This window comes from Rhodoferax ferrireducens (assembly GCF_003347515.1).
GTDB lineage: Bacteria > Pseudomonadota > Gammaproteobacteria > Burkholderiales > Burkholderiaceae_C > Rhodoferax.
In genome coordinates, this window is the sequence record NZ_QEII01000265.1 from 35,191 (window position 1) to 56,071 (window position 20,881).

The following is a 20,881-nucleotide window of genomic DNA, read 5'->3' on the forward strand; positions in this document are numbered from 1 at the left end:
CACCTCATACTTGAACACTGTGAGCGGTACAACATTGTTTTGAGCACAAATCAACCAACGAAAAACTCAGGGACCGAGTCGTGAAAACTGTTAAACAAGCCTGCCAACTGGCACCCAACGCGCTGTCAATTGATGTCAGTGACCAAGTTGAGCAACTCGAACAGCTCATCAACGATGAGGGCACCGGTGAGGCGTTTTACGCCAAGACCTTCATCACAGCGGGCATGCGTGATTTGTTGCGCGGCACTATTGAGCGACTTGCTGGCAAGTCCAGCAACGCCGTGTTCCACCTCAAGCAAGCGATGGGCGGTGGTAAGACCCATTTGATTGTGGGCACCGGCTTGGCCGCAAAGCACAAAGCGCTGCGTCACAAGTACTGCGCAGACCTTGCCCATATTGACGCGTTTGAGACCGCCCGCGTAGTGGCGTTCAACGGCCGAAACTCCCCGACACACTACCTTTGGGGTGAAATCGCCCATCAGCTCGGCATGGGTGAGCAGTTCAAGCGGTTCTGGATGTCTGGCCCTGAGGCTCCGGATGAGTCTGACTGGACAGCCATTCTGAAATCAAACCAGCCTACCCTCATCTTGCTTGATGAGCTCCCCCCTTACTTCCAGTACCTTGGCACCCGGGCGACCGGCACTGGCACCGTGGCTGATATCGCAACTCGTGCTTTTGCCAATTTGCTGAGCGCGTCCGGCAAGCTCTCTAACGTTTGCGTGGTCGTGTCTGACCTGGATGCCTCTTACGCGCAGGGTGGGGCCTTGATTGAACGCGCCCTACTTGATGCCCGCAAAGAGCTGGGTCGTCAGGAAAAAGCCATCACCCCGGTTGACCTGGCTGGCAACGAGGTCTACGACATTCTGCGCAAGCGCTTGTTTACCAAGTTGCCCGACGTGGCAGAGATTGAGGACTTAGCCGCCCGATATGGCCAGGCGCTTGAAGAGGCTACCAAGTCAAAGGTTATTGCTCGCGGTGCAGAGGCCTTGGCCGACGAAATCATCAACACCTACCCCTTCCACCCACGTCTGAAAGACCTGGTGGCCCTATTCAAGGAAAACGAGCAGTTCAAGCAGACCCGTGGTCTGATGGAGCTCATGTCCCGCCTGCTAAAGTCGGTCTGGGAGCGTGAAAGTGACGACGTGTACCTGATTGGAGCCCAACACTTCGACCTTGGTATTACCGAGGTTCGAAGCAAGCTGGCGGATATCTCGGGTATGAATGACGTGATTTCCAAAGACCTTTGGGATGTCAACTTTGCAGCGCATGCGCAGGGCCTTGATGCCCAAAATGGTAACAAAAACGCCTCTGAAGTGGCAAACCTGCTGTTCACGGCCAGCCTTTCTACCGCCGTGAATGCAGTCAAGGGATTGTCTCGAGAGGAGATTTTAGAGTGCGTGGTCACACCTTTACGCTCAGTTCTTGAGTACAACTCTGCCATTGATGAAATGCAGAGCGAGTGTTGGTTCCTGCACCTGAGCCAAGACGCAAAGCTCTACTTCGACCGCCAAGAAAACCTGACCAAGATGCTCCAGGGACTGGCTGCAACTGCGCCAGAGGCTCAAATTGACGAGCTCGTCAAGACACGTCTTCAGCAGATGTTCTTCCCGACTCGTAAAACCGCGTACACCAAGGTCATAGCGCTGCCACGCCTTAACGAGGTCATTGACGAGGTGAAACGCAACCGCGTGCTACTCATCATCGACCCGGCCAACAAGATGCCACCCGAGGCGCTTTCTCAGTTTTTCGCTGAGCTGACTGAAAAGAACAACCTGCTGGTGCTCACTGGCGACAAGACCCTAATGGCCAGCATTGGAGCTGCCGCCCGCAAGGTTTACGCGACCTTGAAAGCAGAAACTAAGATTCCAAAGAACCATGCTCAGTACGAGGAGTTCCTGGGTAAGAAGGACTCAAGTGACCATGAGTTTTACAGCACCATCCTGGGCGTGTTTGATAAGGTTATCTACCCAGTACAAGTCGGTGACAAGGCCCCGGAGCTCAAGGTCAAGCCGCTCGACACCAAGCGCGATGGAAGCAAGCCGTTTGATGGCGAGGAGCAAATCGAAAAAACGCTGTGTGCGCATCCAAAGAAGTTGTTTTTGGACGTTGAAGGCGATTTCGACGCACTGCGCGACTTTGTGGAGACGAACCTTTGGAACGAATCGTCAGTAACCATCGACTGGACTACGGCCGTTGCCCGTGAGAAACAAAAAGCCAAGATGCCTTGGATGCCTCCCAAGGGTTTGGATACCCTCAAGTCCATTGCCCTGCAACGCGGAATTTGGGAGGACCTGAGCAATGGCCACGTCAGTCATTCCCCAGCCAAGAAGAAAACAGCGGTTCAAGTCGTGGCCGACACGAATCCTGATGACGACGGTGTGGTGGTACTGCGCATTAACGCTTTGAACGCCGGCCCAAATGGCCGCATTCACTACGCTGTAGACGGGTCTGTCAGTGCTACCAGCCCGGTTCTCAAGGATGAGACTTTGAAAACAAAGGCGTACCTCGTTCAGTTCCTGGCTATTGACCCTAATGGCCAGTTCAACACTGGTGATGTGACCACTTGGAACAACAAGCTAACCATCCGAGCCAAGTTTGACTCCGCCACGCGCAAGGTGGAGTTGCTTGTAGCTCCCGCTGCCACGCTGAAATACACGCTGAACGGCTCAGAGCCCCGCAATGGCGAAGACTACCCCGGACCTATCGAGTTGGGTTCTGGCTCCATCAAGTTGCTAGTGTTTGCTGAGGGCGGGGGCCTTGAAGCCAAACAAAAATTCGAGTACGGCAGCTCTTCGCTGGCCTCCGACAGTGGCAGAAAGAAAGAGGTGATTCTTGACCGGAGCAAGCCTGCTCAACTCTCCCGCATTGTGAGTCTGGGTTCTCGCCAAGAGGCATACCAGGTCGTCACCTTTCTCAAAGAACGGCAAGCAACTGTAGAAAAGGCCCAAGCCATTGTGGGTACATCTCCCCACACAGCTCAGTTTTTCTTGGGCGAAACCCCCGCCGATGGTGCCTACCTGGAGAACGTTCTGAATCAAATTGGCAGCTGTCTGCCAGCCGACTCAGCCATTAGTTTGAAGATTCACCGCTTCCAGTTAAAGACAGGTCAGGACCTACTGGACCTCGCAGTCAAAGTGGGCTTTGAGCTGAATGAAACCGAATTTTCTCAGTGACCGCAGCACTTCATGGCGCAACCAAAACGTGTAAAAGCGGCTGACCAGTACGAAGGATTTGGAGCTGTTGTCGGAGAGTTCGGCGCACATATTTTCCGTGTGGATGTGCCAGCCACCTTGAAAGGCGACATCACTATCACTGAGGACTTCGGACTCAAAGGCGGGGAGAACGGCGTGCCACCAAAGGAGACGCGTGTTGTCCTGCCCCGTCGGCTCTGGTCGGGTATTGCGGAAGCTGCCCGCAAAGACTTTGCCGCTCGCTTGAAGGCGAAAAGATTGACTTCAAGCCGCTGGACCACCGGTGACAACAAGGTTGACCGAATGCTGGGCAAGGAGCTATGCGTTCTGGCGTGGGCTGCTGAGCATGCCAATAGCGTTGATGAGTGCAAAGCCATTGCTGCCAAATGGTCCGCCCTGCGCCCGGAAGAACGCTGGTGGCTGTTTAGCCAGACCGTGGCCGAGGCAGGGCAGGCTGACGACAAGGAAGGCGGATGGCGCAAAGCCCTGTTCCACGCGCTCTCAGGTGGCCGTGTCACTGAGCAGAAACCTCGCTCTATCCGCCCGGTGGAAGAGCCAGCAGAAACCCTCTCACTGTTTTGAAATCAGAAACCTAAGCATGTCCATGGCGGGCCTCGCAACCAGGGATTAAAGAAAAATGAATTCTCCAGCTGTCACCACAATACCCAAGATTGACTACACGACCACTCAGCATCCCTCCGGTGTTGTGGCGTTGAGTTTGAAAGATGCACCAGCGCTGATTGAGTCGCTGCTGCCTGTGCAGAAGCTCTCTATTGATGTTTATCGAGAAAGAGAAGGAAGCAATAATCAGCCCTTGACAAGATTAGGGAGTTATTGGAAGGGGCGTAAGCCCCTGGTGCTCAACCGCGCTTGCGTGTTGGCCTCCTTGCTGCCTGCGACCGAAGACCCCCTCAAGGATTTGGAGGTCTTCGAGTTACTGATGGGTATGGACGATGTGTCGATGAGCAAGCGATTAGGCTTGCCCAAGCCCGAAGTCATCGTCCGGACAGCCCAAATCCCAAACATTAATGCATACTTCGTGGTGGAGCCGCAAGAGCATGTATTGCCTCAAATTGCTCCCTTTGATGTCAAGTCCTATCCCTATCTGAAAAAAGGTAAGGAGATAGCACCCAAACTTAAGTGGCGCAGCGATATCTCCGATACTAAGAAACATGAAGTCGCGGCTCTGACCTTTAAATTCGATACCTATCGCGCGCTGGCCACAGAAGCCCAGCGCGCGGAGGAAGTGGCTGATGAAGTCTCCACTCACATATGGGCTCGAGTTAACGAACATCTGGGCACTAATGCTCAGTCATTTCCTGAATTGACCGAGCAGCTTGGGGTGATGCGCTTTGGCCATCGTCCGACTGTGGCGGACACTTTCTCTGGTTCAGGCCAAATTCCGTTTGCTGCCGCTCAACTGGGTTGCGACGTCTATGCCTCAGACCTCAACCCAGTAGCTTGTATGCTGACATGGGGGGCTTTCAACATTGTTGGTGCAAATCCTCAGAGACGTGAAGAGATTGAAGCCGAACAGGCAGCGCTGGTTGCCAAGGTCAAGGCCGAAATTGATGCCTTCGGTTTTGAGAGCGACGGTAAAGGTTGGCGGGGAAAGGTCTATCTGTACTGCTTGGAGGTGACTTGCCCCTCTTCGGGCTGGAAAGTTCCAGTGTTATCTTCGCGGGTGGTCAGCAAGGGTAGGTCCGTATATGCCAAGCTGGTGCCTGTACCCGCAGAAAAACGCTACAACATTGAGTTAATTTGTAATGCAACCGCAACGGAAATGAAGGTTGCTGAACAGGGTACTTACCGCAAGGGTGATGTGGCACACACCGTCAATGGCGTGGACCATGTCAACAGCATTTCCAGCATCCGAGGTGATTACACCGTGGAAGAGAGCGGTAAGAAGGTCAGGAAGAACCGGCTTCGATTCTGGGAAAAGAGTGATGTGGTTTTCCGTAGTGAGGATATTTTCAACGAACGCCTGTACGCGATTCAGTGGATTAAGGAGTTGCAGGAGGGCGATTCAGGTCGTGGGCCTACGGAGTTCCGAGCAGTCACTAAAGAGGACCTTGCGCGCGAAACGCTGGTGACGCGCTACGTGCAAAAGCACTTGACCGAGTTTCAGGACAACGGCTGGGTGCCAGATACGCGCATTGAACCTGGCGATAAAACGGATGAGCCTATTCGTACTCGCGGCTGGACGCATTGGCATCATTTGTTTAATCCGAGGCAAATCCTAGTCGCTGGATTAACTATGAAACATTCGAAAGAGCCCGGTGCAATCCAGTTATTACATGCATTGAACTGGAATGCTAGGCTTGTCACTTGGAATCGAAACGCAGGTTCAGGAACGCCTCAGCAGGTATTTATAAATCAAGCGCTCAACACTATTTTTGACTATGGCTGCAGAGGGTCAGTTTTTTTCTTTCCACTTTTGAAGCCATATTTCAGGGTCAACGGGCTTAATGAAAAGACGCAACTATCGGTTCAGAATAACTCAGCTTCGGAGGCTAACTTTAAAGCTGACGTGTTCATAACTGACCCACCCTACGGGGACGCGGTCAAGTACGAAGAAATTCTCGAGTTCTTCATCGCATGGCTGCGTAAGAATCCGCCCGCCGAGTTTGCCAACTGGACCTGGGATTCGCGTCGCGAGCTCGCTATCAAAGGTGAAGACCACGACTTCCGACTGTCCATGGTGGCCGCTTACAAGCGCATGGCCGAGTGCATGCCCGACAACGGGATTCAAATTCTGATGTTCACCCATCAGAACGGCAACATTTGGGCGGATATGGCCAATATCGTCTGGGCCAGTGGCTTACGTGTGACGGCTGCGTGGTATCTAGTCACAGAAACCGACTCTGCCTTGCGCGAGGGCTCCTACGTCAAAGGAACTATCCTTTTGGTCCTGCGCAAACGCTTGGGAGTAAAACGGACCAATCAAACCGACCTAGCCTACGAGCTCGAGGACGAGGTTGCCGAGCAAATCAAGCGACTCACAGGCATGAACGACGCGGTCACCTCGGATGCCAAACGCGCCAAGGACGGCAACCTGTTCGAGGATGCCGACCTTCAGATGGCTGGTTACGCTGCAGCCTTGAAGGTGCTGACCAAGTACAGCATCATTGACGGCAAAGACATGACTCAGGAAGCTTTGCGCCCCCGTGTGGCCGGCCAGACCAGCCTGGTCGAGGGGTTGATTGAGTTTGCGGTCAACACTGCCAACAAAGCTTTGTTCCCAAGGGGATTGCCGGAGTCGGTCTGGCACGACCTGGAGCCCGCAGAGCGCTTTTACTTGAAAATGTTGGAGCAGGAGTCACATGGTTTGAACACCCTGGACAACTACCAAAATTTCGCCAAGGCCTTTGCAGTCAAAGATTTGGGAGCAATGATGGCCAGCGAGCGAGCTAACAAGGCGGCTTTGCGCTCAGCCAAGGAGTTCGCCAAGGCAGAGATGAACCAGTCCTCCGAGCTGTTTGAAACCCCCACCCGCGCGGTGCTTTACGCCCTGATGGACCTGCAGGCTGGAAAAGACCTGGACATTGTGCTCAAAGGCCTGGAGCAGAACCTCAAAGTCGGCACTTTCTATTCAGCCCGGGATACCCTGGTGGCTATCGCAAGATTTGTAGCCAAGATGGTGGCAGTGATACGCCCGGGGGAGGCATCTGCCGCCCGGGTGCTGGCCGACGGCATTGAAAACCAGAAGATGTGACGCATGACCGGCATCCAGCGCTTCACCTCTCGCCTGCATCACCTCGACAAGGAGTTCCTGGCCAAGCGCCTGGAGGGAGCCCGGTCGTACCGGCGCATCGCCGGTTACTTCCGAAGTTCCATCTTTGAGCTTGTGGGTGAGCAGATTGCCGACATCCCCGATGTTCGCATTGTTTGCAATAGTGAACTCGACATTGCCGATATCAAGGTCTCTCAGGCGGCCCGCGAAGCGGCCTTGAAAGAAGTTTGGAACAACACGTCACCGGCCACCGAGGCGCTGCTGTACCGGGACAAGTACCGACAGCTCTATGCCTTGCTCATTAAAGGCAACGTCAAGATACGGGTGGTTCCAAAAGATAAAGTCTTTCTGCATGGTAAGGCGGGCGTGATTGAGCTGGCCGACGGCTCGAAAACATCTTTTATGGGTTCCATCAACGAGTCCAAACGGGCTTTTGCCGTCAATTATGAAATTCTCTGGGAAGACCCATCGCCCGATGCGGTTGCCTGGGTGGACGCAGAGTTTGATGCGCTTTGGGCTGACAGCTACGACTTGCCCGATGCCATCATCGAAGAGGTGGAACGCATCGCAAATCGCCATGAGGTTCGTTTTGCAGACTTGAAACCAGATGAGGTGCCCGGAGCGGCGCTGGTTGAGAGCCCGCTGTACAGGGCCGGCGAGATGTTGCAGCCTTGGCAACGCTCATTCGTGTCCCTATTCATGCAGCACCGCGAGGTGTACGGCAAGGCACGGCTGCTCCTGGCCGACGAGGTGGGGGTCGGGAAAACGCTTTCCATGGCGGGCTCGGCCCTGGTGTCGGCATTGATGGGCGACGGCAAGGTTCTTATCCTTTGCCCGTCCACACTTACTTTTCAGTGGCAAACCGAACTCAGCGACCGACTTGGCATCCCCAGCGCTGTCTGGCTGTCAAACAAGAAGTGCTGGCAGGACGAGCACGGCCACGTCATCAAAAACACCATGGGAGCAGCTGGCATTAAACGCTGTCCAAGCGCCATCGCCATCGTCTCCCAGGGACTTATCTTTCACAAGGCGGACGAGTGCGAGGAGCTTTTGGCTCTGCGGTTCGGCACCGTTATTGTGGACGAGGCCCACAAGGCACGAGTCAGCCGGGGCATCAACAAGAAGGACAACAAACCTAACAACTTGCTGACCTTCATGTACCGGATGGCTAAGAGGACCAAAAACATGATTCTGGGCACGGCCACGCCGATTCAGACTGATGTCGCTGAGCTGTGGGACCTGCTCAATCTGCTGAATGAGGATGCCGGGTTTGTCATGGGACGGGAGTACTCCAGCAAATGGCGTAACTGCGATGAGGCCTTGCCTGTCATCAAGGGTAATGTCACATTTGATGACCCAGCCCTTGTGTGGGAGTACTTGAAGACCCCTTTGCCTCCAAGAACGGAGACCGACGAGCGCTTGGCCAGCCTGCGTCTGACTTTGGACGCAAGTGACACTATGCACCACAGCGATGTACCTTTTTCAGAGTTGGCCATTGGCGCGGTCATGGCCTTGGAAGAGATTGCTCAGGACAAGAATTTCTTTAAAAACAACAACCCAATATTGCGTCACACCATATTGCGCCGCCGTGATGTCCTGGAAGACATGGGTCTGTTGGAAAAAGTAGCTGTCGACGTACACCCCGACCCCAAGGCCCCGTGGGGCACCTATCCAGGGCTGGCCCTAGATGGACTGGGTTTGATGACAAATTTGCCGTTCAACCGTGCTTACGAAGCGGCCGAAGAGTTCACCAAGCTTCTCGGGCTGCGGACCAAGGCGGCTGGGTTCATCAAAAACATGTTGCTACAGCGTATCTGCTCCAGCTTCGCAGCGGGTATGTCGACAGCGCAGATGATGTTGGACAAGCGGCCCATTGAAGACGAAGACGACCTCGAGGGCCTGGAAAATGCTTTGGATGGCTTAAGTGAGCCAGAGGCTGCTTGCCTTCAAACAATCGTCGCCGAACTCAGTCGGCCAGAGGCAAGGGACCCCAAGCTCGGCGCAGTGAACTACTTTCTTGATGAGTACAGAACCGGGATGGCACCTGCGGCAAAAACATGGGCAGAGCACGGCTGTATCGTTTTCAGCCAGTATTACGACACCGCCAAGTGGGTTGCGTCTGAAATTGCGAAAGCCCATCCAGAGAAGGTTGTCGCCGTCTATGCCGGTGCCGGCAAGAGTGGATTGTTCCGCGGTACTGAGTTTTCAACTGTACAGCGTGAGTACATCAAGGATGCCGTCAAGCGTCACGAAATCAAGTTGGTCGTGGCCACTGATGCAGCGTGTGAAGGTTTGAACTTGCAGGCTTTGGGCACTCTTATCAACGTAGACTTGCCCTGGAACCCAAGCAAGCTGGAGCAGAGGCTGGGACGCATCAAACGCTTTGGCCAGGCACGGCGCACGGTGGACATGCTAAATCTGGTCTATGCGAAGACCCGGGATGAAAAAGTCTACAGCGTACTTTCGCGTCGGCTCAAGGATAAATTTGACATCTTTGGTTCACTGCCAGACACGATTGACGACGAGTGGATTGATGACGTTGAGGAGCTCGGCGGTGAGCTCGATAGGTACATTGAAAAGCGCGCCGCTGCAAAAAGTGCGTTTGAAATCAGGTACCAGTCCAGCGATAGTATTAGCCCGGACAAAGAACGCTGGGAATTGTGCTCAAAGGTGCTTGCTAAGACAGAGCTTTTGGAGCGGCTTAGCGAGGGGTGGTAATGGGCAAGTACAGAAGACCATTTTGCCCTCCATGTTTGCCATTTGTATGCTTTCAATACAGTTGGTCGCAGACATCGTTGCCGTGTACGTGAAGTCTGGAAAACTGGGGAAGGCGCAGATGGGTTGGTTTCCTTCAAGCACACGGTCCTTCATGTTGTACGTGACTTTGTTGTATGGGTTGGCGAGTGGTACGTTGTCCGAAGGATAGATTTCAAATGACGAGGAAAATTCTAGTCGCCTTGACGGTAACGATAGTCTAGCGCGATAAAAAAGCCCTTAGCAAGTTATCTGTAATTCTTGGGTGAAGCGGCCCTTGCCTCATATTCCTAACCGGCCACGTTAATTGTGACCAACTAGCTTTGAGAGTTATATGCCAATGAACTATCGAAGACGGAATGAAAATCTCGTAGCACCGAGGCCGTGGGCAAATATTTGGCATTTTTTTTAAGTGCACAATGCAACGAATAAAAAAAGGGAGATAGTGTGAAAAAACCAAAACAGCTTAGAGATGACATCCGTGCACTTACAAGACATCTGACTCAAGTCAGGGAGGTGCTTCTAAAGCGCTCTGATGTCGAGATTGCCCAAATTGGCAAGGAATGCAAGAGAACGGCTGACTCAATTGGAGAACTCCTGAAAACACAGGAGCTTCCTAACGATTACAAGGTCGCAGTGGTCGGTCGGTTCAAGACCGGAAAGTCTTCATTTGTGAATGAGCTACTTGGTGCCAAGCTGGCCAACGAAGACACAAATCCCGAGACTGCAGCAATTACTACTTTCAAGCACGGCTCCAAAGTTGTTGCGACGGTCAGCTTTGCCGCCCGGGAGGAATGGACGAAGCTCACGAGGCTCTACGCTGAAGACCCCAAGCACGTTGATGCCCACCGGGTGAAGATGTGGGAGAGCTTTGGAAGGTCGAAAAAGTCCAAGGACGGAACAGTAGAGGAGGCTGTCGACCTTAAGTCCCTTGAGCTTAAGTACTTAAAGTCCGGCGGCTACAAGCTTGAAATCGAGTTGGCAACAGATGGGACAAAGAAGTCCGAGACCGAGTTCCGACGCAAGCTCAAAGAATTCACGTCTGGAGCAAAGCCCCTCCACTGTCTTGTTCAGGCCATTGAAATTACATCGCCCGCAGCCATCCTCGATGAGGGTGTGCTGCTCATTGATACCCCGGGCTTGGACGACACGGAGCGCTTCCGGGTTAGTCTGACCGAAAAGACGGTCGAGGACGTGGATGCAGTTCTCTTCCTTACACAGTCGGGTGAGGCGTACGGGCAGTCAGAGAAGGACTTCCTGCTTTCACTCTTGCGAAAAGGAACAGTTAAACAGTTGATTGTTGTCATCACGCAGGTTGACTTGACCTACGGGAAGCACGTTCGCACTGCTGAAGACAACGACGAAGACCCGGAGACACTGGCCAAGCGGATTGAGCGTGAGCGAGTGCGCATTTCCAGGGAAGTCGCCGCAACCTTAAATGACCTCAGCCAGGACGACTCTCCCGCAATGAGGCGGTACAGGGAGCAGCTTGGCAATGTGGAGATTGCTTTCACGTCTGCCGTATTGCATAGAGATTGGAAGGCGAACAAGCCTGTGCCGTATTCAATTGACGCCGGTGACCCCGGCGGTGTTGAAAAGCTCAAAACCCAATTGTTGCGCCTGCTGTCCACCGAGTCCCGCCTGGCGCTCACTGCTCAAAACATATCCATTGGCGCCAGAAGCAACTTGCTTGACTTGCAGTCTGTGCTTCAGACCAAGTTGATTGCAATCCGGGACATAAAGGACAAGGAGGTGGCCGAGCAGAAGCTAAGCACATTTCGTAATGAATTTGGAGAGGCTAGCGTACGGTTTGAGGGCTCCGTCAAACAGCAAGTGACGCTTCTGCGAGACCGTTTGCAGCAAAGACGTGCACAACACGGGACTTTAATTGAAAACATCGCTTTGCTTGCGGAGCAGCAGATTGGTTACTTTGAGCTGAATGACGTTGGTCGACATTGGCGTTCACGTCGGTCCGGTTACTGGGGGTACATGCATGACTTCCAGAACAAGGTCGCCAACAGGATATTTCCCAAGGTGCAGCAGATGCTGGGCGAGTACACGGAGTCCTTCGCAGATTTCACAAAAAGCTTTGAGGTGCACCTCAATACCCTTTCCAAGGAAGGCGCTCAGATTTCTGAATCCCTCCAAATTGGGGCCTCGCTACCCTTTGACGTTACGGCCAAGCTTCATGAATCCTTAGAACGTTCTCTGCAAAGCGCGCAAGAGTTGATTTCGGCCGAGGAACTTCGAGTGAGCGCGTTGCTTGAGGAGTTCGTTACTGATGAAGTCTCTGAACGCATTGATGAGCGGCGCAAGAAGGTGGCCGACATATGGGGGACGGGAACAACCAAGTCGCAGGAATCGGAGGTTCGTGAGTTCTATCGCGAGGTTAAAGCGCTACTTACAAAAGCCTTGGAGCAACATTTGCGTGACCGGGCTGCGGACTTTAGTGGCTTCCTCGTAATCGAAGCTGAGGGCGCGCCGAGAGATGCATTAGACGAGGTACAGATATTGCTGGAGCAGGCTACAGACAACATTCGAGCGGCCGCTACTGCGTTGATAGCGGGTCAAAAAGAGGCCGCTCAGGCTTTGGTGGCTGCCATCGTGGGCGACTTCAAGGACGTTTTGGTCCAGGCGGAGGAACTCCTGCAGGTGGAATCCATCGTAGTTGACGAGTCCATGAAACTTGGGGCACTTGACTTGGTGTCAGAGCAAGAACCGCAGTCTCAGACAAGCCAAAATATTGAGACGTCAAAGGATGCCGATTCAAAGGTGTCCGCCCATGAGCTTGCATTGCCAGTTGCTCAACGCGAATTTGCGCAACTAGACCAATCTGTCGACGATGAAAATTGGTTTGAGCGAGTCCAAAGTGAAGCCACGGCAACGGTAAACCGAATTCGCTTGACTGATGGTACAACGGGCTGGCCATACGAAAAGATATTCCATGAAAAGTGGATTAAGGGTGCGCTCAGACTCCGCTTAATCGACCCGTTTCTTGCCCTGCCTCATCAGATAAGAAATCTGAAAGAGTTCCTGCTTCACATCGCAGAGGTTTGCAGACCAAAGCAAATAGAGGTCGTAACCGGCTTTAGTCCTGCGGACTTGACGTCTAACCAGGACCGAGCAATTGACGCCTATGCAAAGGACCTATTTCAGAGCTATGGTGTTTCACTCTCGGTCTCTCGCACTGAAGGGCTCCATGACCGCTATTTGATTTTGGGCAATGGGGTTGTCTTCAAGCTCGGACGCGGTCTGGACATCTACAAGCCTGCCACAGGATTGGCGGCGCACCGCCCAGCCAATCGTCGTGTCCGAGAAACTGGAATCGACGTCTTCGCGGTTCCAACGAGTCCACTAGTATCCCAAAAATAAAGCCGCAGAGCAAGGAGGTTGTATGGGATTTTGGCATACAGGATACATGGAGTTTCATGAGCCAGCTGGGACGGATTGGGTCTACGTGCCCACTCCAGTTCGGTTTTCATGTCAGTTGTGCAATGAGAGCTTTTCCTCCATGGATGACCTGCGTCGTCATCGGTTTGAGAACCACAAGTTCTCGCGCCCACTGATGTTTGTTCGAGGGATTGAACTCGGTGCAACGCCACTCCAGGTGACGCGACCGTTGTTACTCGCAGACGTTCAGACTGACAGGGTGACTTCTGCCTTGGTAAATGGTGAAGTTACGCCACTCTCCAAGTTGCCACGAATCTTGTCCGACACTACTAACGACCGGGTCACGGTCGTATTGGAAAATGAAGGCGCGAGTTCCACATTCGAGCTGCTTGTCCGAATCGCTAAGGATGAGCACCTTGCAGGAGTAGAGACCGCCTTTCTCAAGATGGCCAAGTCCCGCTCCCTAACCATACGGTCAATAGAAGGATTCATTGCTGACTGCAAACCATTCGAAACTGCTAGCCTGTACTGCGACGGTCTATGCCACTACCTCTATGGTGTGCTGGCGAAGGAGCGTGCGCCAGATTCTGCCTTGGGCTTCGATGAGTATCCGACTCGTTTTACCCGTGCGGTTGACGAATTGCAGACGTATGAGCGCTCCCTTGCCCAAATTGTTCGGGCGCTTGTTGCCTTCAATTTCAATCACTTTGAAGACTCTCATAACCAAGCTCCGGTTGGACGGCTGCAGCATGCGGCGGTGCTTTTTTCTGGGCTCCTTGAGGGGTTTCCTTGGCAGCATGAATTTGAACGCAAAGAGTCTGAGAGCAATGCATTGGTGGACCTGCTTACCGACCACGAGACACTGCGAATTCTCAGATGGACGGAGCTTGGTGCCAAGGAACTGGTCAACTGCATTGATGACTTGCAAGGCCAGTTGAAGAGAGACATCCCCGGTTACGACAAATTCAAAATACAGATGCTCGTGGCGGAGGCCCTGGCTTTCAAGGGAGATGCAGTTGCTGCAAGACGGGCCGCGCGAGAATTCATGAGCAACCAGCGAACACAAGCGTGGGCAGAGGCGCTGGTAGCAAGGCTATCCCAGATGGAACATTAGAGATGAACCACGAAAAGAAAATTCCTGTCACCTACAAGTCCAGTGGCAAACAGCGGTTCATAGAGCCAATACGCCAACAGACTCCGAGAGAAGCCAACACTTCAGTCGACTCCACAGCTCCTTCCCACGTAACGTTTGAGCCTCAGAGCAATCTTCAGGACCCACAGACGTGGCCTGAAGCAAAGGAGGCGAATAAAAGCGGACTTTCAAGCAATGGCGAGTCAGGGACTAAAACTAAGACCAAGAGCAAGCAAGAAATAACCAAGCTTGAGCATTTTATTGCATATGCCTATGGGCGAAAGGGACAGCCACTCTCAGTCAAATCAAAGGTTTTACAGGACATCTCTCCGAATACCCAAATTCCGGTAGAAAGCTTGGCCGCATTGCAAAAACTCGCAATTGCGGACAAGCAGTTTTGCGTCCCGCGTCAAATTCTGCTTGCCACTCGGGAAATAGACGGCTACCCGGCAATCAAGGAAGCTCTCAGAAGCTTTGTTCAGACTGCCATGCTCTGGCAACCAATTTTCAGGAACCCTAAGGTTGCTGCAGCTATTCGAAATCTCCCTGAGGCGCCGGAGCCTCATGCCGCACTGAAGTTGGTGATGGCCGAAGTCGTAGAGAAGGAAGAACTCGACGAAAAGGATGCGGAAGAGAGAGACGGAGAGAAGGTTGCTGGGAAGTCCGTGGACCCGGACGAACTTAGGGTGAACGCGGCGAACTGCTTGGCGGTTTGGTTCGCGGTTACCAGGCATTTATCGCTTGAAGATGTTACGGAGGCTCTGAACGATGCAGTTTGGGCTCCAGCCGGACGCGTTGCAGACCCTGAAATCGCCAAGCTGCGTGCCTTGACTGGCATCGAAAAGGCCGAGAGTGTGGGGTTGGCATGCGAGTTGTACAAGCGAAGAGCAGTAGCTCATGCTGCCGACGCAGTTCGAGCAAGCGCTGAAGTTAGTGGGCTCCGCGCATCGCTCGCCGAGGCGCAGCTGCAGCTAGAGCTAACAAACACTGCGCTTTACGAAATCAAGATTGCGCTTGAGAAGCTCCAAAGGGAAACTGCCGAAGATAAAGCAGCCTTGCACCAATCCACCGAAACTCAGGCTGCGCATCTAAGGGATGACCTTGAACAGCTTAGGAGTCGGGTTCTTCGGCGGTTGGTTACGGACGTGGATATGCTGGGCGTCGGTCTTTCTGCGATACAGAGCCCGGAGCCGAGGATTCACGTCATCCGCGACAGGGTCGAAAGAGTCATTGACGCGCTTCAGACAGAAATAAGTAAGCTCAGGGAGGAATAGATATATGGCAGTTGTAGGGTTTGACTTTGGGACTACTAACAGTCTCATTTCCATCGTTCAGGGAGACCGTGTAATCAGCTTTAATGATGAACAAGGTCTTCCAATACCTTCAGTGGTCTCTTACGAGGGTTCAAAGACCGTTGTAGGTCGGCAAGCTCGGGAGCGCATGAGCAAGGCTGGGCTCGGTGTTCAGGGCAACCTGGTTCGGTCGCCTAAGACACTCCTGGGCAAAGAGAGTGTTTACGTTGGAGGCAAGGAACGTAGCCCAGTCGACATTGTTCGGGACGTTGTTCAGTTTGTGCGGTCGGAGGCCATGCAAACAAGAACTGTGAAGAATCTCAAAGCCGACCGGGCTGTTGTGACAATTCCGGTGAACATGGAGGGCCGACGCCGGTCGCTTTTGCGTGACGCATTCCGCGCGGCTGGAATCAGCATCGTGCAGTTCGTCCACGAACCTCTAGCCGCGCTCTATGGCTACTTGAGGTCGCAGGACGACCTAAAAGCCACTATTCGCATGTTCGACCGTAAGTTAGTCCTGGTTTTTGATTGGGGCGGTGGCACTCTGGATTTGACACTTTGCCGGGTTGTTGATGGCATGTTGGTTCAGGTCGGCAATGACGGAACCGACGACGTTGGTGGGGACCTATTTGACGAAGAGATTCGCAATGAAGTCGAGAAACGCGTTCGTGCGCAGATGAACCATGCAGGCGAGGTCCAGGTGCATGAAGATGCTCGTACTCGGCTAATGCATGAATGCGAAAAGGCGAAGATTGACCTCAGTGGGCGTAGTAACGCCAATATCTTCGTTCAGACGTTCTTCCATGAGTTTGAGGACCCCGCGCTTGACCTAACACTTTCCCGTGATGACCTTGAGGGCATTGTGGCGAACCTTGTCACCAAGGGAATTTCGCGAATTGAACACCTCTTGGCACGTGAAGGCTATTCCACTACCTCAGTCTCCCTCTGCCTTGCAACTGGAGGCATCGTGAACATGCCTTTGGTGAAGGCGCGGTTGCACGAGCTTTTTGGCCCACAGCGAGTCCATGTATCCGAACGAAGTGCCTCACTGATTTCTGAAGGCGCCGCTTGGGTTGCTCACGACAAGGCAAGGCTTCATTTAGCCAAAAATGTTGAGCTGACACTTGCCCGCAATTCGTACATGCCGCTTCTGAACGCGGGTTTAGAAATGCCTATCGAGAGTGAAGTCTGTAAGGATAGCTTCACCGTTTACTGCGTGGACCCCACGGATGGGCATGGGAAGTTTCAATTGGTCTCTCCGCACAGAGCAGGCCCTAAGGTGATGCCTGACGATAAAAGAAGAACGCTGGCGAATCTGGTCGTAAACGTGGACAGGAAGGCCGCTCCATTCAAGGAACGTCTGCAACTTGATGTCGCTATTGATGACAACCTGGTACTAGTTGCAAAAGCTCGCTCTCTGAACATGCGGGGGTTGGCAGAGGTGGAGATACATGACTTGGAGTTCGCGCTTCACTTTCCATCCGATGGCAATGAATGGAAACACACTACCACGATGTCCGACTCCAACGAAGACAATGCAAAGCATGAGCCAGGTGACCTTGTGATGCGGTCGAACATCGCCGCTCAGGAGAATAGTCTCTTGGTTCCCGGTGAGGTGCTGTACCGCTTCGACCCCAGGTACTTTGATATGCGCAAGAGCCCGCCCCAGCTACAGATTGACGAAAAGCTGTACTACGAACCGTGCGTCTACTGCCGCAGGGCGTCAAATGACCCGTTGTGTCGTTGCTTGACCTCCGCTGCTAGCAGGGCATCAACATATGACTCTCCCTCGCCTGGTAGCGCGCTTTGAACGGTACTTCTTCGAACGAACCTTACGCTGTGAGCTATCTCCATGAAACACTTTGGTTTTTCAGGGAGCATTTCAATGCCAAATTTAGAGACAGAAGCAGGTTTTCAGTACCGGCACTCCCGTAATCCTTGGTCTCACTATGTGAAAAGGTCGAAGAGGGTGGATTACGGGACTGCCTCGTCTGCGCTAATCGATACGTTGCATTCCTGGAGCCTTGCGTATCTGTAATCTGATTTTGAGAAGAAGTACACCCTCGCCCTTTCGAAATGAGTTCCGCCCACCACACATCCCCTTTGGCATCGACTCCGATGGCGTGGTCGTGGATGCCCATCGCGTGAGCGTGGCCTCGCAAGCAACTGCATCTGTCCAGGTTGCAAGCAACCGCTGATGGCAAAGCAAGGCGAAATTTATGTTCACCACTTCAGCCATGTCGGCGACCGGAGTTGCACCAACGGCCAGGTGATGGCGCTCATGATGGCAGCCACGAAGGTGCTTGTGCACGAGAAGCGGCTGGCGCTGCCGGATTTGATGGCAACAGTCGAATATGCCAGCGGACGCAGTGTACGCGACGGTCCGTTGGGCGATTGTGCGGGGTCAAACAACTTGCACAAACCTAACTCTGCCACCTTGTACGCGGACTATCGCCGCTAGACTCACAACTCAACTAACAATATGGTGTAAATATGGCTGTCAATGCAACTGCAAGTGTAAGCAAGAAAATATCTGGCAAGAAGTCAGTAGCATCCGCAGGTGTCGTTAAGCCTGTTGCAAAGGCTGGTGAAATTTTGAAGACCGCTACTGAAGGCAAGAAAAAAAAGGCATCGCGTGAATCAAAAGTCATATCTGAATCGTCTACCTTATCGCCTTTGAAAAATTCAGTTGCTGATTCCCCAAGAGTTCCCAAGCAGACAAGAGAAGAGGTCGCCGCCTCGAAGAAGGCCGAACGTGAGCGAAATGAATTGCTCTACCGGATTACCAGCGTTCTAGTTCCAATGCACTTTGGAAATTCGAACGTTGAGAAAGTATTTAAGGCTCAGCAACTCCGCCCCGAGACTGCCATATCTCTGATGTTTATTGGTAGCAGACCCGAAGGTATGTGTGAGACGTCCATTGCCATGAATCTCCGCGGTAGTGGTTTTGGCCGTCGAGAGGCTATGCTTATCCCATACATGGGAATGTCAAGCATGATTGGCTCCAAGCTCGGAAAATGGGCCAAAAAACAAAATCCTGACGCAACCGAGGACGAGCGCAGCCTGGAAAAAATGGTGTTGACAGCAAAGGGTAAGAAGATTTTCGATATCACCAAGCGGTCAGTCCTTTCGCCCTGGGTTCCTCAGCACTCATATCTTTGACAATAACAACGGGGCTCAAATTGGCAACCTCGCTCGGGGACGAAGCCGGGTAATGCGTCAAAGCGCTGTCGGTGCCGCGCGACAGGACGTTGCTGGTACGGTGGCAATTTGACACAGTTGAGCTTGACCAGGTGGGTAGAGCTGATGTCGCATGTACTACTGCTGATGGGACCACCATGTTTGTCGTGATACCGGTGCCCGAACAGTCAGAAGGGGCGCTGGTGCCGGAAGGTCGCCTGAATTCTGGCACGCTGCACACCATCAGCACGGGCTCAAGCGAGATGCGCCCATCTACCGGTTGGAGATTCAGTCCTTACCGGGCGCGGACAAAGCGAATATCTCAGGTTTGGCCTTGGGAGAGGCGGTGCGGGTGGCATTTGACTATTTCAAAGTCACCTCTAGCCGGGTCAGTGCGTCCATCACCCCGAGGGAGCGAGATTTTCACCCGCACCTGGTCGGCCTGCAAACAGCGGTGCCCCACAGGCATTGACGGTGGCCAGCTTCATCGCGCTGTGCTCGGCGGCGCTGGCCAAGCCGGTGCAGTCGCAATTGGCGGTGATGAGAGATATGAGTTTGGGCGGCACCGTCATACAGGTACGCAGCCCGGCTGAGTGTGTGCACGTGGCGATTGATGCCGGTGCCATGCGTATCAGTCTGGCTTGTCGCTGGTATGGCTGTGACCAGGAATAGCGCCCCTGATTTGCCTCCGACTAATACCAGTCATTGGCCGTGGGTGATTCAAAGGCGAGTTTCATAGGTCCAACATCACAAGCAAGCCAATCAGCGCCGCCGCACGGGCTTTTTGACATCGCAGTCTTATGCGTTGTCAAAGGGGCATTCGGAGCTGGACTGACTGGTCAGGCTGAGGCCATTGATTTGCCATTGCTAGGTTCGGATGAAAAGGGTGCTTTGCGGATAAGCCCTGCAAACTGAACAGGCACTGCACCCAGGTATCCGTGAAAATATTTTCTGGAAATCTCTCGCGCGGTCAAGATTCCAGCTACATTATGTTCATTCATCAATGACTAGCTCCTGCAGTTAGCTCATCCCAAGGCAAGTAACGCGAAACCGCGTGAACGCTGTCTGACGTCCAAGCGACAAGCTCGTTATGGACTGACAAGAATCCCTTCGGGGTTCGAAACCTTATATCGATTGTTTCTAGGACTCTGTTTTGCCTTCTGGCTTTTCAGTTTCTGTTTCCTCCAAACGCTCCGCATCGCCGGACCGCGGCAGTTCTTTAAAAAGTTGTGAGCAGCCAGATGACCGGCAGGTGAGCGTTAATCGTCCTTCGAGACGAAACCCACCGCCGGGGTACGCAATGCGTAGAACCTGACAGGCTGGAGGCTTCAGTTAAGAGGACTGAGGTGGTCGCTGGAAGTGCGGCAATAGAAGGCAATTTGAAAGAATCGAAAAATTTAAATATAGCTGCCCCAAAAGTGGGTGGCTTTTCAAGGACAAAAAAATGAACCATATTGATACTCTGCAAGCTCTTTTGAACGATGTAAAGGGGAATGAATTTCTTGGTGATGCCAAGAAAATATCTGGCTACCTGAAGTCCCTGAGCCTGCTGGCTGACGCAATGTCGCGTAGCAGTTGGCAGCAGTTTGAACTTGATGTCGTTGGTGAGTTGAAGGCGCTAAATGCAGGACCTGAAGTGACCAGGGGACTGGAGACCAAAGTGCAGTTGGCGCAGAGGGAGTTAGAACTTGCTGACCTCCAAGTAAAGCTGATGGACTTCCACTGTTGCGCTGCATCGAGTGCCTTCATGTCAAAGGAAGATGCTGCAAAGAGCCTTCGGAAAATTGCTGACCAGATTGAGGCAGCAGATTCGAAGCTGTTTCCCAAACCCTGGACAGAAGAGGATGTAAAGGCATATACCAATCAAATTGGTGCTGAATACATTGAAGATGAGGGCAAGGTCGAAGACTTTCTGAACCGAATGAAAAATCAGTCAAAAGATAAAGTTCGGGTGCAACCCAAAGCCGGGAAGATAAAAGAAAAAAGATAACTAAGCAAGCACCTGCCGAGATGGCGGCATGACTTGCGGTAAGTCGAACCGCAAGCAAGTTGTTTGACTACAGGGACTCGCCCCGACGGCGCGAGGAATGGAAGCGCAAGGCTTCTGTCGGGAATCATGGTGCTGATATCCCAAACCGAATGTATTAGTCCGGCGTCAAAGATTCAAACAGCCGGACGAATTCGGTCCGCTCCGCCCATCAAGCGCCTT

Annotated in this window: 12 protein-coding genes; all 12 read left to right on the plus strand. The window is 53.0% G+C overall.

Features of this window, described 5'->3' with window-relative positions:
- Positions 1 to 80 precede the first annotated feature (80 nt).
- The 12 genes from C5P05_RS11095 (at position 81) to C5P05_RS11150 (ending at position 20,662) form a co-directional block, all read left to right on the plus strand.
- A complete protein-coding gene (locus C5P05_RS11095) occupies positions 81 to 3,173 on the plus strand; it encodes an anti-phage-associated DUF499 domain-containing protein (RefSeq protein ID WP_114969907.1) in 3,093 nt (1,030 codons plus the stop codon).
- A 12-nt stretch (positions 3,174 to 3,185) separates the two neighbouring features.
- Positions 3,186 to 3,773, plus strand: a complete 588-nt coding sequence (locus C5P05_RS11100; protein WP_114969908.1) for an anti-phage-associated DUF3780 domain-containing protein — start codon at positions 3,186 to 3,188, stop codon at positions 3,771 to 3,773.
- Between the two features lie 55 nt (positions 3,774 to 3,828).
- Entirely contained in the window at positions 3,829 to 6,906 is a 3,078-nt protein-coding gene (locus tag C5P05_RS11105; protein WP_114969909.1) for an anti-phage-associated DUF1156 domain-containing protein, read from the plus strand.
- A 3-nt stretch (positions 6,907 to 6,909) separates the two neighbouring features.
- Positions 6,910 to 9,642: a phospholipase D-like domain-containing anti-phage protein gene (locus C5P05_RS11110; RefSeq protein WP_114969910.1), complete on the plus strand. Its 2,733-nt coding sequence runs from the start codon at positions 6,910 to 6,912 to the stop codon at positions 9,640 to 9,642.
- Positions 9,643 to 10,125: 483 nt separating this feature from the next.
- A complete protein-coding gene (locus tag C5P05_RS11115) occupies positions 10,126 to 13,050 on the plus strand; it encodes an MIT C-terminal domain-containing protein (RefSeq protein WP_114969911.1) in 2,925 nt (974 codons plus the stop codon).
- Positions 13,051 to 13,189: 139 nt separating this feature from the next.
- Positions 13,190 to 14,182, plus strand: coding sequence for a hypothetical protein (locus C5P05_RS11120; RefSeq protein ID WP_114969912.1), 993 nt, complete (start codon positions 13,190 to 13,192; stop codon positions 14,180 to 14,182).
- A gap of 2 nt (positions 14,183 to 14,184) precedes the next feature.
- On the plus strand, positions 14,185 to 15,474 hold the full coding sequence (locus C5P05_RS11125) for a hypothetical protein (protein ID WP_114969913.1): 1,290 nt from the start codon (positions 14,185 to 14,187) through the stop codon (positions 15,472 to 15,474).
- A 4-nt stretch (positions 15,475 to 15,478) separates the two neighbouring features.
- On the plus strand, positions 15,479 to 17,302 hold the full coding sequence (locus C5P05_RS11130) for an Hsp70 family protein (RefSeq protein ID WP_114969914.1): 1,824 nt from the start codon (positions 15,479 to 15,481) through the stop codon (positions 17,300 to 17,302).
- Positions 17,303 to 17,689: 387 nt separating this feature from the next.
- Positions 17,690 to 17,953 (plus strand): hypothetical protein, encoded by a 264-nt coding sequence (locus C5P05_RS11135; protein WP_114969915.1) that lies wholly within the window; start codon positions 17,690 to 17,692, stop codon positions 17,951 to 17,953.
- A gap of 32 nt (positions 17,954 to 17,985) precedes the next feature.
- Positions 17,986 to 18,654, plus strand: a complete 669-nt coding sequence (locus tag C5P05_RS33670) for a hypothetical protein (protein ID WP_157979298.1) — start codon at positions 17,986 to 17,988, stop codon at positions 18,652 to 18,654.
- A 492-nt stretch (positions 18,655 to 19,146) separates the two neighbouring features.
- Positions 19,147 to 19,344 (plus strand): hypothetical protein, encoded by a 198-nt coding sequence (locus tag C5P05_RS34450; protein WP_232834442.1) that lies wholly within the window; start codon positions 19,147 to 19,149, stop codon positions 19,342 to 19,344.
- A gap of 772 nt (positions 19,345 to 20,116) precedes the next feature.
- Entirely contained in the window at positions 20,117 to 20,662 is a 546-nt protein-coding gene (locus C5P05_RS11150; RefSeq protein WP_114969917.1) for a hypothetical protein, read from the plus strand.
- Positions 20,663 to 20,881 lie beyond the last annotated feature (219 nt).